A 12,867-nucleotide genomic window follows, 5' to 3' on the forward strand; every position below is an offset into this window, starting at 1 on the left:
TCAGCGGATCACCAGATAGAAGGTCGCCGGCGCGCTGCCGCCATTTTCTATCTCGATCGCATAGCGTTCGGTGAACAGCGGTAGCCAGGCGCAATCGGCCTGCGGCGCGGCGACCGGCTTGGCGCACAGCGTGCCGCCATCGGCATTGCGCACCCGGACCGACAGGGATGCCGCCATGCCGGTGGCGCGCGCCACCGAAATCTGCGCGCGCTGGCCGGCAAGGAACAGCTGGCGCAGCGTCACCCGCCCGCCCGCCGCCAGAGACCCGCGGCGATAGGCGGGGCCGAGCGCGCGACCGCGATAGACTGGCCCTGCATGGACGGCGCCGCCGGCCTGCGCCTGCTGCGACCAGAGGGTGGACAGGTCATCCTGCCCCTCGGCCGGGCGCGCGCCGAGCAGCTTGAGAGTGTCGGCCGCCGCCGCGAGTGCGGCTTGATCGCCGCGCGCCTGCGCCAGATCCCCCTCCGCCAGGGTGCGCATCAGCGCATCGGTCGGCATCGGCTCCTCGACCACCGCGACCGGACCGACGCCCAGCATCAGCAGGGGCAGGAAGAGCCTAATCATCCGCCATCTCCGGCTGCACGACGAAGCGGGCGCCGGGCGCGGCATCCTCGACATGGATGGTCAGGCCATGGCGTTCGGCAATCGCACGGGCCAGCGCCAGCCCCAGACCATGGCCGCTGCCGGGCGACGGATCGAGCCGGACATAGCGGTCGAAGACCAGTTCGCGCGCATCGGCCGGGATGCCCCGGCCATTATCCTGCACGATGATGAGCGGGCCCGGCGCCAGGCTGAGCAGCACGCTGCCGCCGCGCGGCACATATTTGAACGCATTGTCGAGCAGGTTGGACAAGAGCCGGGTGATCTGCATCGGATCGGCGCGGAAAGATATGCCCGGCGCCACCATCGCGTTGAAGGCGATGCCCAGATCCTCCGCGCTGGCGCCATAAAGGTCCGCCAGATTGTCGGCAATCTCGCTGAGGTCGACATCGGCAAGGCCCCGGCGATCGCCGCGCAGCGCCTGGGTGCCGGCAATGTCGAGCAGGGAATCGAGCAAGCGCACGACGCTGCGTATCTCGTCGCGCGACCGCCCCAGGGTGCGCAACAGCCCCTCATCCCCAGTCCGTTCCATCGCTTTCAGGATACGCGTGTCGAGATGCATCAGCGGGGTGCGGATCTCGTGCGCGGTCTGATCCGACACGGAGCGCTGGGCCTCCATCAACCGCTGCACCTGATCCAGCATCGCATTGGTGTTGGCGGCCAGTTCAGCCAGTTCGTCGCTCGCCCCGGTGGCGCGTGCGCGCGCACCGATATCGCCGGCGCGCACCGCGTCGAAGACATGGTTGATCCGTTCGACCCGGCGTCGCAGGCGGCGCGCCGCGAAATGGCCGGCGGCAAGGCTGAGCAGGGCGACGATGGCCCCGGCGATGGCAAAGGCGATGGCGAGCCGGGTCTGCAGCGCCCGCGCCCGAACATTGCTGCGCCCGACGATCAGCCGGGTGTCGGGGCCAAGCAGCGTCGCCCGCGCGAACATGCGGTCGCCGCCCGGCAGGCGAATCAGCCGGGCCTCGGACACTTCGGACGCCAAGGCGGGCCAGTGATCGATATTGCCCGCCACCCGGCGCCCGGCCGCATCGGCGAGCAGATAATAGGCCTTTTCGCTGTCGCCGCGCTCCATCGCCAGCCGATCGGCGATCCGCGCCCTCAATTCCGCCTCGCCGCTGCTGACATAGATGTCGGCCAGGCCCGCCAGATCGGTATCGACCTCTCGCCCCAGCATCACGCGCCCGTCGGTCTCGACGATCCGTTCGACCACCAGGAACAGCACCAGCGTGGACGCCAGGCTGACCAGCAGGGCCGACAGCGTGACCCGGCCGAAGACCGAGCGCAGCAGGCCGAACCTAGCCATGGGCGGCGATCAACCGATAGCCGGTGCCCCAGACCGTCTCCAGCACGACGCTATCGAACCCTTCCTCCAGCTTGCGGCGCAGGCGGCCGACATTGACGTCGACGACGTTGGTCTGGGGATCGAAGCTGAGTTTCCACACATGGCGCAGCAGCATTTCGCGCGTGACCACTTCGCCGGCATGTTCCATGAGGTAGCGGAACAGCGCGAATTCCTTGGGCGACAGCGGCACATGGCGGCCCGCGCGATGGGCGGTGCGCGCCTTAACATGGCATTCCAGGTCGCCAAACAGCAGCACCGAATCCTGCTGCAACCGCCCGGCCCGGCGCCACAAAGCGCGCACGCGGGCGACCAGTTCGTCCGGCTCGAAGGGCTTGGCCATATAGTCATCGACGCCGCTTTCCAGCCCCTCGACCCGATGCTCGCTGCGGCCGAGCGCGGACAGCATCAGCACCGGCGCCTCGATCCCGGCGACGCGCATGCGCGTCACCACGTCGATGCCCGAAAGATGCGGCAGGGTGCGATCGAGGATGATGACATGATAGCGGCCCGATGCGGCGCGCTTGAGCCCTTCGGCGCCATCCTCGGCCAGGTCGACGACCATGCCGGCGCGGGCGAGGATTTCGGCAATATTGGCGCGGGCCGCCGGGTCATCTTCCACCAGCAGCACGGAAATCGGGTCGGTTTGCGCCATCTTCACCGCCTGTCAGATAGCGCGAACGGCCGCCAGTGACAAAGCCTGTTAAGGCGGTCACTGGCGGCCGTTAAGAAATACAGCCGGATTATCAGATCATTATCAGATCTTGAGCCCCGCGCGCAGCATCAGCGCACCGATGATCAGCAGATAGACGCCGAAAATCTTCTTCAGCGGCCCGGCGGGCAGGCTGTGGGCGGCGGCCACGCCCAGCGGCGCGGTCAGCATCGACATCGATGCGATCGCTATCGTCGCGGGGATGTTGATATAGCCCAGCGAACCCCAGGGCAGGCCGCCTTCGCGGAAGCCGATGATGGCAAAGCCGATGGTGGTCGGGATGGCGATCAGCGTGCCGATGCCCGATGCGGTGGCGATGGCGCGGTGGATGGTGCGGCCGCACAGCGTCATCGTCATGATGGCAATGGTGCCGCCGCCGATGCCCAGCAGCGAGGAAAAGGTGCCCAACCCGCCTGCAATGCCGATGCGCGCCAGCCCCGACGGCATCTGGTCGCTGATCACCTTGCCGTTCAGCACCGGGATCAGGAAGTTGAGCGACATCAGGATGACGCCTGCGCCAAAGATCATCTTGAGCGTCCGGCCATCGACATGGCCCGCCAGCACGACGCCCGCGCCGCAGCCCAATATGATCCAGGGCGCCCATGTCTTGAGGACGTCGAACTCCACCGCCCCGCGCTTGGAATGCGCCAGCAGCGATCGGATGGAGGTCAGGATGATCGTCGCAGCCGACGTGCCGATCGCGACATGGGCGATGCCGTCCTTCGTCCCGCCCAGCAGCGGCAGCACGACCAGCAGCGCCGGCACGACGACGAAGCCGCCGCCGATGCCGAAGATGCCGGCGGCAAAGCCGGCGAGCAGGCCGGCGGCCAGCATGGCAACCAGTGGCACGAGCCAGGTCATGATATCACCGGACATCAGCACGCCCCTTTCTGCAGTGCGCGACCGGCGCGCATGATGGAGCGATCGCCTTTTTGGATCAAGGCGGCGAATGTGGGGAAATCGACCATGATGTTAAACCATGCCTCTCTTCGGCGGAACCAGGATGCATGGGGGGCATGTGGTCATGTCCCCCTGCCCGACTAGACGAACGAGGTCTTGGAACCCGCAAGAGAATCCATGGCGTTTATTTGACAATCGGGAAACAAAGCCCGGCGACGCGACGTCGCGCCAGACGAAAAACGGCGCAAAATAAAAGGACGCCAGCCCCGCAAGGGAGGGCTGGCGTCCTTTTGCCCGGCGCCTGTCGGGGACGCCGGGAAACAGGGGCGGCGCGATCAGGCGATCGCGTCTTCCGCCGGGGTGTAGGGCAGGCCCAGATCGTCGGCGACGGCCTTGTAGGTGACCTTGCCGTCCCAGACATTGAGGCCCGCGAGCAGGTGCGGATCGCGGCGCAGCGCGTCCTTCCAGCCCAGTTCGGCGATGCGCAGCGCGTGCGGCAGGGTGACGTTATTGAGCGCATAGGTGCTGGTGCGGGCGACCGCACCGGGCATGTTGGCGACGCAATAATGGACGATGCCGTCGATGATGTAGGTCGGGTCGGCATGGGTCGTGGCATGGCTGGTTTCGAAGCAGCCGCCCTGGTCGATCGCGACGTCGACCAGCACCGCGCCCTTCTTCATGGTCTTGAGCATGTCGGCGCTGACCAGCTTGGGCGCGGCGGCGCCCGGAATCAGCACCGCACCGATCACCAGATCCGCCTCGGCCACGCATTCGGCCAGGTTTGCGCGGTTCGAGAAACGGGTCTTGGCGCGCGCCTCGAAATACATGCCGAGCTTTTCGAGCACTTCGGGATTGCGGTCGAGAATGGTGACGTCGGCGCCAAGGCCGGCCGCCATCTGCGCCGCGTTGAAGCCGACGACGCCGCCGCCGATCACGACGACCTTGGCCGGCAGCACGCCCGGCACGCCGCCCAGCAGCACGCCGCGGCCGCCATGCGCCTTTTCAAGGGCTGTGGCACCGGCCTGGATCGACATGCGGCCAGCGACCTGGCTCATGGGCTTCAGCAGCGGCAGGCCGCCGCTGGCGTCGGTCACGGTTTCATAGGCGATGCAGGTCGCACCTGAGGCGATCAGGTCGCGGGTCTGCTCCGGATCGGGCGCGAGGTGGAGATAGGTGTAGAGGATCTGGCCGGGGCGCAGCATCGCCCGCTCGACAGCCTGGGGCTCCTTCACCTTGACGATCATCTCGGCGCGCGCGAACACTTCGGCGGCCGTCGCGATGATGATGGCGCCGGCCCGCTCATAGAGCGCGTCATGCGCGCCAATGCCCTCACCCGCGCCGGTCTCGACCAGAACCTCATGGCCATGGGCCGTCAGTTCATGGACGCTCTCGGGGGTCAGGCCGACGCGATATTCGTGATTCTTGATTTCCTTGACGGTGCCGACGATCATGAGACGCTCTCCATTTTGCAGCGGGATGGCCCATCCTGAAAGGACAACGCAGCCCCGCCGGTTGTGGCCCCATCATATCGCCAAGCAGGTGGCGATTGTTCCCTGATTTGCGCTTGCGATCGCCCGCATGCAGGACGATATATCGCAAAATCTTATTTCATCGGGATGACATTGCATGGATCGGTTCGACATCGCGTTGCTGGAGGCGCTGCAGAGCGATTCCCGCCGGTCGATGAACGAGCTGGGCGAGCAGATCGGCCTTTCCTCCTCCGCCTGCCATCGCCGCATCCGCGCGCTGGAGGATGCCGGCATGATCGAGGGCTATGCCGCCCGGCTCGATCCGGCGGCGCTCGGCCTGACACTCCAGGCCTTTGTCGAAATTTCGCTGACCAGCCAGAGCCGCGAGGCGATGGAACGGTTCGAAACGGCGGTCGCGGGCTTCCCGGAAATATTGGAATGCCATCTGATGGCGGGCCAGGCCGACTATCTGCTGCGGGTCGCCGCCGCCGACCTCAAGGGCTTCGACGCGGTCCACCGCGATTGCCTCGCCCGCCTGCCCGGCGTGTCGGCGATCCGCACCAGCTTCGCCATCCGCCGCATCCGCGACTGGCGCGGCTATCGGCTGCGCGATCTTCCTATTTAGGGCGCCAATCGCACCGGCACCGGCGCATTGCACAGATCGACGCCACCCGCCGGCCGGTCGTAGAAATCATCCTTGCGGTTGGCGCGCAGCCGCAGATAGTCGGCGAAGCTGGCCGAGCCGGTATCCATCACCTGGACATGTGGCTGCTCCGCCTGCGGCAGATCGCTTGCGAGGCGCACCGAGACGATCGGCAGCTTGCGCTCGGCATCGGTGTAGAAGCCCAGATCACCGCTGCCGCGCGGCAGGCTGGTGAGGGCCGTCATCCCCTCGACGATGCGACCGACGACGGCGATGTTCCGATCGAGCTGGCGCGGCGCCTGGCCGATGACGGTATAGAGTTCCGCGCCCGTGCCGGCGTCGGGCGACATGTTGCGGCCGACGCCGATCATGCCATAGCAGTGCGGCAGCCAGGCCGCGTCCCCGTCGATCGCCACCGGCCAGCCATCGATGAAGCCGGTCGCGCGCGCATAGGGATCAGGATAGGGCAGCGGCGTCAGCTTCGCCTTCATGCCTCCAAGCGACTGGGCATAGTCGGCCGGACTGGTTGGCGCGAGGCCGGCGGGCAGCGGCTTCTTTTCGGTCGCGTCGCCCCATTGGACGACATAATTGTCCTGCACCCGGTTGATGCTCGTGCCGTCCCACCAATGGGCGGTGGCGAGCGCGCGGATATTGGCGACATGGCGCGGACCGAATTGCGGCGCCAGCTGGATCAGCACGCGCTTGCCCCCCTCGATCGTCATCACCAGCAGATCCTGCGCCGGGACGGCACGCCAGGCACTGGCCGGCGCCTGCGCCACGACCGCGCTGGGCGTGGCCGGCGGATCGGCCGCATCGGCAACGGCAAGGGGCAGGATGGCGATGAAGGGCGCGAGCAGCGCGGCACGGCGGGGAAGGGTCATGACCCGATCAAACAATTGCCGCGCAAGAAAGTAAAGCATCCCCTTGCCTAGTGCGTTGTCGCGCGATAGGGAGCCGCCTCCAGTGCGATGGAATATGAACCCGATTCACGCCGCTTACAGCGACGATGGGGTTTCTGCGGAGCGGTGGCCGAGTGGTCGAAGGCGCTCGCCTGGAAAGTGAGTATACGTCAAAAGCGTATCGAGGGTTCGAATCCCTCCCGCTCCGCCAGATACCCCTATTCAACCCATTTCAAATAGCATCAAAGGGGCTGATTTCAGCCACCCTTCCTGTTATGTTCTCTCTCATGTTCTCTCACCTGTCAGCGTCCAAACGCGGGGTATCAGGGGGCATGATCTGGGGTATCAAATTCAGGATCGGGGTATCGATGCTCACCGACGCACAGGCGCGAAAGGCGGCGCCGAAGGAAAAGCCATACAAGATGGCCGATTCTGGCGGCCTCTATCTCTACGTCGCGCCGACAGGCCTGCGGTCGTGGCGCATGAAGTTCCGCTTCCAGGGGCAGGAGAAGCTGCTGACCTTCGGGCCCTACCCTGACGTGTCCCTCTCGGAGGCGCGGCAGAAGCGCGACGACGCACGCCGGCAAATCCGCGAGCATGTCGACCCGTCCGGCGCCAGGGCAAAGGCGAAGGCTGTGAAAGAAGCCGAGCGGCTGGAGCGGGCGGGCAAGCTATCCTTCGAGGAGGTCGCCCGCGCTTGGCATGAACTGCAGGCTCCGCGCTGGGCACCGGTGCATGCCGATGACGTGATCAACAGCCTGGCCCGCGACGTCTTTCCCCACCTTGGCGAACTCGCCCTAGATGAGATCGATGCGCCGACGGTACTAGGGACGCTGCGGAAGGTGGAGGGCCGCGGATCAATCGAGACCGCGCGACGCCTGCGGCAGCGCATATCATCAGTCTTCTGCTACGCCATATCGGAGGGCATCGCCAAGGACGATCCTGCCGCGATCGTGACGAAGGCGCTCAAGCCCCTGCCCAAGAAAGGCAAGCAGCCGGCGCTGACCGAACTCGTGGACCTTCGCGGCGTTCTGGTCGCGGCAGAGGCGTCGGGCGCATCGCCGGTCACGAAACTGGCCTCGCGGCTGCTTGCGCTGACCGCCGTGCGTCCGGCCGTCGTGCGGGGCGTGTCGTGGGATGAGTTCGAGGGGATCGACTGGACCGGCGATGCGGTCGGGCCGGGCTTGCCGATCTGGCGCGTGCCAGCCGCCCGGATGAAGCTGATCCTTGATCGAAAGGATGAGGAAAGCTTCGAGCACATCGTGCCCCTTCCCTGGCAGGCCGTCGACATCCTGCGAGAGGTGCGCCGGCTGACCGGTCGCGGAAGATTGGTATTTCCGGGCCAGCGGCATGCGCATCGCCCATTGAGTGAGAACGCGATCGGCTATCTCTATAACCGGGTCGGGTATCACGGGCGGCATGTGCCGCACGGCTGGCGCGCGGCGTTCTCCACAGTCATGAATGAGCGCGCCGACCGAGTTTGGCGAGCATCCGGGCACCGGGGTGCATCACCTGACCGGGCCATCATCGACCTGATGCTGGCGCACGTCCCCACTAACAAGGTGGAGGCGGCCTATAACCGGGCCGCCTACATGCCGCGACGGCGCGAGCTGGCGCAGGAATGGGCCGACATGCTTATGGAGGGAATGCTACCGGCCGGCAGCCTGCTGGATGGCCCGCGCCGATGATGATATTGTCGTGCCGAAAACTTACGGAGAATCGCCCATGGACACCAACGAGCAGGGCGAGGCTTTCGGAGCTTGGCTACTAAAGCAGGCCGGCCGCGATGACTGGATCGGCACACTGGCGAAGAAGGCCAAGAACGATCCGAAGTTTCAGAAATCTCTCACGCCGGACGATCTAAGGAAGCGCCTTCATGACGCGGGCGCCGAGGGCGACAGCTTTGAAGCGCTTGATGACGCTGAAGCCGAGTGGTTGAATGCATGAACGGGATCGCAAATGCGGTGTGCGTCGATGATACCCCACAGGCCGTGAAACAGCGGTGCCGAGAGGAAGGAATCCATTACACGCTGCTTTCCGAAGGCATGCGATTTGGCACAATAGTGGTTTGTCGGACGGCAGAAGATGCTGCCCGCGTTTTGCAGGTTTATGGCGATCTCGCCCATAAGCGAGTGAAGGGCGACCACTGCTAGACGACTGGGATATCTGTGCCGCCACGAGGCAGGCCATCAAATAGCATCGCGCGAAGGCTCTGGGTTTGTCACGCGGCGCATTGGCAAACTAGCGTCAGAGGGGATTTGCCTGGGTGCGGATGGGGCCACATTCCAACCCCTTCCGCACCTCGACTCCTCGTCAGTGTATCGTCGCCCCCATTTGTTCCAGCCAGATTGAGGATGACTCATCGACTAACGTGTCGAGCAGTGTAAGGCCATCATGCCCGGGAAGATCGTTATCCAGGGATTTCGTGGTGAAGGCATTTGCATACTTTTGCAGCGCCTGATTTCCGAAGCGGCGCCCCTGCTCCTCAATGGCGTTGATCGGCACGTTTCCTTCGATCACCGCCAGCATCAACTCTGCCGCGGCGTCAGCAGCAATGTCAAAAGGCAAGCCGTAACCGACGGCCTTGACAACCCGCTTCTGCAACGAATGGATCTGATCGTGCCTCTGCCTCTCAGTCATCGCCCGTGTGCCGGGGCGAGGTTTCACACTATGGCGCTGACGCCAATCCTTAATCACCGTTGTTGAAACGTTTTGGCTTTTTGCGATCGCTCTCTTACCCCATCCAAGTTCGGTCAGAAGATGGCGCATAGGAGCCAACTGCCTTCCGTTCGAAATTTTAGGCACGTTACTTTTCAATGAGTGACTCTTGCGCCACTGCGCAATTGCGCTCCGAGTAACGTTTTGAATGGCGCTGATTTTGGCATCCGAGAGACCGTTTTTATACAGCTTCCAACGCTCTTCGATCATCGTTTCCATGTTTCAACTCCCGGCCGGCTGAATGCCGGCCCAGCCATCGATGCCGAACCCAACTGACCTGTTCACGAGGTTTGGGACTTTGCGGCTCGTGATGAGGACAAAGCGCGCGCTTCATCTTGAAAAGGTGTTTTTGCGACGACAGGCGGATGCGGCTTGACCGAATCGACCGCTGACGTTGAACATCGATTAAGTGGGCGCGCGAATTTAGCTGTGGATAAGTGGGGGCTAAGCGGTTGACGGCAGAAGAGATTGAGGCGTTCTTTTCCGATCGGGAGAAGCGCTTGCCTGCCGCGCCTGCTTGGCGCGATCATTCGTCTCGCGTGGGTGAGCAGAAGGCTCGCCTCCCAATAGAAGCCAATGGTGCAATCTCTCAAATTGAGTTGGAAATGACCTTGAAGTCATCCGACCGAGAATATTTGGTTGCCGTTCTCATAGCGCCGCCTTGCATCGCAAGAATGTGCATAGGATTGGACGTAGAACACAACAATCGCATCACTGGTGAAGCCATAGAGGGTGCTCATTTTCATGATTGGTCGATGAACAGGCATCTGCCAGCTAGGGTCGCAGCGAGTATGCCGTACTGCGTTCCGCTGCCCGCCGAAATCGAGGGTAGGGACGCGGCATTTACTTGGTTTTTAGATCGGGTTGGCATAGAATCGCCGGGCTGGCTTCCGGTGCGTTGGCCGGACCAAGGAGGACTTTTCTAATGGATTGGCAGGAGATCAGGGAAGCGCTTTGCAAAGCGCGCGCCTTTAAGCCAGTCCATGACGGGTTTAGCGTCAAAGCAGACACCATGATGCCTTCCGGGGCTGTTATACGGGTCCACATCCAGTTGCGCGATGGCAAGCTGTCGATCCACGACAACGGGGCTGCCTTTGATGAATTGGCGCGGCACGGTGGGGAACTGAAATCTAACGGCGGCGTAAAGCGAATGCTGGCTGAAACTGATTTCCAGTTGATGCCGACTGGGGAGATTTTCAGGCATGATATCGACCCATCCCAGGTCGGCGTCGGCGTTGCGCTGGTAGCGGACGCTTCCTTGCGCGCAGCTGCGTTCATGCTCTCACATGCGAAGGTGAAGACTGGCCTGCCGCTAGACGTGAGACTGAAAAACTCGATGCTGACACGCTATCCAACTGGCCGCACCGATTTCAAGGTTGACGGAAAGGCGCGATTGCAAAAGTTTGATTTCGGCCTCCAGACGGAGAACGAAGTCATAGTGTTGGACGCTGTAAGTCCCGACCTGTCGTCTGTGAATGCGGCGATCGTGAAGAGCCTGGACGCGAAGCAGGCGCCTGAAATCCGCGCGCGCCCTATCTTGGTCTACGACGACGACCAAGACCACTGGCCCGCTGACGCAATGAACCTACTTGCTATGGCTGGCGAACGGGTTTCGTTTCGGTCCCTCGATGTAGGTCAATTTCGCTTAGCCGCTTAAGAAATCCCGTGTCCAAACCCCACCCCGCCCGACCACCTCGCGGCGGGGTTTTCATCTCCAATCAATGCCCCTCAAGCATCACGTCGATCATCGCCTGCCAGATCCGATGGACTGAATCACTGGGGTCGGTTCCGCCCTCGAACACTCCCGCCTCGATCATCGCCGGATTCGGGTTCCGGATAGAAGTCAGAACAGCGCGAACCATTGCCGTTGCGCTTAAATGGAAGTCCCCCTCCGGGTCATAAAACGCCTGATGACTGGTGGTCTGCCGTTGCACCTCAGCGACGAGAGCATGGCTGGCTTGTTCGATTTGGGGATGTGTCATTCCGTACTATAGCACGGTCAACCATGCAGGTCGGATTTATCTCTGATTGGACCAGCCTGCGCGACCGCTATGTGCGGCCGGTCGCGCAAGTTTACTCGGGCGATAAGCACCTGGTCTGCGAGCAGCTGCTGCGCGGGTATGCTGTGTATGAGGCCAAATGGGACAACGGCCAGCGGTTGGCGCGTGTGTGCAAGGCGGCCCGATAGGGTTTCCCTTGCCGCCGGGGATCTGGTATAAGCACTTCGCAGGGTGGAGCAGTCCGGTAGCTCGTCAGGCTCATAACCTGAAGGTCGCTGGTTCAAATCCAGCCCCTGCAACCAGATTAGGCCGCCGCCATCGCAAGCGTGGCCGTCATCTAAACCAGCCCTTCATCCACCTTAATCCCTGCCGACCGCAGTTGATGGACGACCCCGTTCAAGCTGGCGGTCGTGCTCGCACTTCGGCCAAGCTCATTCTCGCTTTCGCTGGAGTCGCAGAAGGTGTGCAGCGGCCATTGCTCCCGCATATATGGACGCAGGCAGCGCAAAGCTAAGCGAACGGCATCCGTCTTGATTGCCTGCTGCGAGCCGTCATCGCGAGCACTGGCAAGGATCTGAAGCGACAATTTGATGATGGCGGTGTCGTTCTTGTTTAGCGTCGGCATGCGCGGAACATAATGCGAACAGCGTTGATTCGCATAGACGCCGAATCGTCCGCGCTGGTTGCTATGCCTCGCCGGGGTCGCTATCCCCGCCAGACCCCTGGCGCGGTCCATCGTCATAGCGGCGCGTGTCAGGGGCACGCTTTCCCCGATCCCTGACCACATCTGCGACGATCTGCGGCCCGTACTCGACAGCCGCGGGCCTGATGATCTTCTTCCATCCGAAGCGCGCGATGGAGATCAGGATCTTGCCGACGTTCATACGCCCAGAACCTTCTTCAACTTCGCGAGATAGGCGCGCTCCTCAGCCAGTCCGCCGGTACCGCCCTGGACCAGACGGCACACGGCGACGACATCGTCGCGATCGGCGGTAGCGTTGATCTTGCGAGCATCCCAATAGGCGCAGGCGACCAGCAGGCCGGTGTGAGGCTCGGACACCAGATCCGGCTTCGCGACGACATCGATGCCGGTCAGGTCCTTCGCCTGGCGGTAATTGTCCTCGAACGTCAACTGGGTCGGGCCCCGCCCGCGATGGAGCCAGCCGTCATTGACATTGTCATTGCCATAGCGGCCGCCATAGACCTTGTTCGCCAGCGCCTGCGGCTTTCCGGCATAGGGCTGCGCGTCGGCGATCGTCGGGAAGCGGCTGGGCCAGACCTGGACGATCCGCTTGGCGGAATAGTTCAGATCTTCTTCCATGACGCGGAAGCCGCGCGTCTCGACCGCCCAGCGAGCCAGCGCGTGCGCCAGGCGCAGCGGGGTGACGATAGCATAGCGCGGGAACATCTCAGCCGCCGCCTTGCCCAGATCGCGCGTAAGCGCACTGGCAGCGCCGCCGGTGTAGGAGAAGAGGCCGCCATAGCTCAGCGGCCCGAAGTCGCCATCGATCCGGCCAGAATAATGGCCAGCCGCTTGCAACCGGAGTTGCACCGGTTTCGTGTCCATGAATGCTCCTATTG

15 protein-coding genes and 2 tRNA genes are annotated in these 12,867 nt (G+C 63.4%); 7 read left to right on the forward strand and 10 right to left on the reverse strand.

Annotation, left to right across the window (positions count from 1 at the left end):
- From A0U87_RS04965 to ald, 5 genes are all read right to left on the reverse strand, one after another.
- Positions 1-564 carry a hypothetical protein gene (locus tag A0U87_RS04965; protein WP_026108717.1) on the reverse strand — a complete coding sequence of 188 codons (564 nt, stop codon included), beginning with the start codon at positions 562-564 and terminating at the stop codon, positions 1-3.
- Positions 557-1,909 carry a HAMP domain-containing sensor histidine kinase gene (locus A0U87_RS04970; RefSeq protein ID WP_048939357.1) on the reverse strand — a complete coding sequence of 451 codons (1,353 nt, stop codon included), beginning with the start codon at positions 1,907-1,909 and terminating at the stop codon, positions 557-559. The genes A0U87_RS04965 and A0U87_RS04970 overlap by 8 nt, the downstream gene beginning before the upstream one ends.
- The gene (locus A0U87_RS04975) at positions 1,902-2,600 is read right to left on the reverse strand and encodes a response regulator transcription factor (RefSeq protein ID WP_048939358.1); all 699 of its coding nucleotides are present in this window, start codon (positions 2,598-2,600) and stop codon (positions 1,902-1,904) included. Before A0U87_RS04975 ends, A0U87_RS04970 begins: the two co-directional genes overlap by 8 nt.
- A gap of 102 nt (positions 2,601-2,702) precedes the next feature.
- Entirely contained in the window at positions 2,703-3,533 is an 831-nt protein-coding gene (locus tag A0U87_RS04980; protein WP_004208288.1) for a sulfite exporter TauE/SafE family protein, read from the reverse strand.
- A 359-nt stretch (positions 3,534-3,892) separates the two neighbouring features.
- Positions 3,893-5,008, reverse strand: coding sequence for an alanine dehydrogenase (ald, locus tag A0U87_RS04985; RefSeq protein ID WP_048939359.1), 1,116 nt, complete (start codon positions 5,006-5,008; stop codon positions 3,893-3,895).
- Between the two features lie 175 nt (positions 5,009-5,183).
- On the opposite strand from ald, the gene A0U87_RS04990 reads away from it, so the two are divergent.
- A complete protein-coding gene (locus A0U87_RS04990) occupies positions 5,184-5,651 on the forward strand; it encodes an Lrp/AsnC family transcriptional regulator (RefSeq protein WP_017498975.1) in 468 nt (155 codons plus the stop codon).
- Here A0U87_RS04990 and A0U87_RS04995 read toward each other — a convergent pair.
- On the reverse strand, positions 5,648-6,550 hold the full coding sequence (locus tag A0U87_RS04995; protein WP_048939360.1) for a peptidylprolyl isomerase: 903 nt from the start codon (positions 6,548-6,550) through the stop codon (positions 5,648-5,650). The genes A0U87_RS04990 and A0U87_RS04995 overlap by 4 nt on opposite strands.
- A gap of 138 nt (positions 6,551-6,688) precedes the next feature.
- Between A0U87_RS04995 and A0U87_RS05000 the strand changes: the two genes are divergently transcribed.
- From A0U87_RS05000 to A0U87_RS05010, 3 genes are all read left to right on the forward strand, one after another.
- Positions 6,689-6,779: transfer RNA gene (locus tag A0U87_RS05000), tRNA-Ser, on the forward strand.
- 121 nt (positions 6,780-6,900) lie between these two features.
- On the forward strand, positions 6,901-8,256 hold the full coding sequence (locus A0U87_RS05005) for an integrase arm-type DNA-binding domain-containing protein (RefSeq protein ID WP_313039313.1): 1,356 nt from the start codon (positions 6,901-6,903) through the stop codon (positions 8,254-8,256).
- Between the two features lie 37 nt (positions 8,257-8,293).
- The gene (locus tag A0U87_RS05010; protein ID WP_137405275.1) at positions 8,294-8,515 is read left to right on the forward strand and encodes a hypothetical protein; all 222 of its coding nucleotides are present in this window, start codon (positions 8,294-8,296) and stop codon (positions 8,513-8,515) included.
- 366 nt (positions 8,516-8,881) lie between these two features.
- Here the strand turns inward: A0U87_RS05010 and A0U87_RS05015 are convergent, their stop codons facing one another.
- Positions 8,882-9,505, reverse strand: a complete 624-nt coding sequence (locus A0U87_RS05015) for a hypothetical protein (protein WP_137405263.1) — start codon at positions 9,503-9,505, stop codon at positions 8,882-8,884.
- A 233-nt stretch (positions 9,506-9,738) separates the two neighbouring features.
- On the opposite strand from A0U87_RS05015, the gene A0U87_RS05020 reads away from it, so the two are divergent.
- Together A0U87_RS05020 and A0U87_RS05025 are read left to right on the forward strand one after the other, a co-directional pair.
- A complete protein-coding gene (locus A0U87_RS05020) occupies positions 9,739-10,212 on the forward strand; it encodes a hypothetical protein (RefSeq protein ID WP_137405264.1) in 474 nt (157 codons plus the stop codon).
- Entirely contained in the window at positions 10,212-10,943 is a 732-nt protein-coding gene (locus A0U87_RS05025; protein ID WP_122928232.1) for a hypothetical protein, read from the forward strand. Before A0U87_RS05020 ends, A0U87_RS05025 begins: the two co-directional genes overlap by 1 nt.
- 61 nt (positions 10,944-11,004) lie before the next feature.
- Here A0U87_RS05025 and A0U87_RS05030 read toward each other — a convergent pair whose 3' ends face one another.
- Entirely contained in the window at positions 11,005-11,268 is a 264-nt protein-coding gene (locus tag A0U87_RS05030) for a hypothetical protein (protein ID WP_122928233.1), read from the reverse strand.
- A gap of 243 nt (positions 11,269-11,511) precedes the next feature.
- Here A0U87_RS05030 and A0U87_RS05035 point away from each other — a divergent pair.
- Positions 11,512-11,588, forward strand: a tRNA-Met gene (locus A0U87_RS05035).
- Positions 11,589-11,623: 35 nt separating this feature from the next.
- Here the strand turns inward: A0U87_RS05035 and A0U87_RS05040 are convergent.
- Both A0U87_RS05040 and A0U87_RS05045 read right to left on the reverse strand, forming a co-directional pair.
- Complete coding sequence (locus A0U87_RS05040) at positions 11,624-12,028, reverse strand: hypothetical protein (RefSeq protein WP_137405265.1); 405 nt, start codon at positions 12,026-12,028, stop codon at positions 11,624-11,626.
- A 138-nt stretch (positions 12,029-12,166) separates the two neighbouring features.
- Positions 12,167-12,853, reverse strand: coding sequence for a glycoside hydrolase family 19 protein (locus A0U87_RS05045; RefSeq protein ID WP_137405266.1), 687 nt, complete (start codon positions 12,851-12,853; stop codon positions 12,167-12,169).
- Positions 12,854-12,867 lie beyond the last annotated feature (14 nt).

Origin of the sequence: Sphingobium sp. MP9-4 (assembly GCF_005281675.1) — a bacterium.
In the GTDB taxonomy this organism is placed as follows: domain Bacteria; phylum Pseudomonadota; class Alphaproteobacteria; order Sphingomonadales; family Sphingomonadaceae; genus Sphingobium; species Sphingobium yanoikuyae.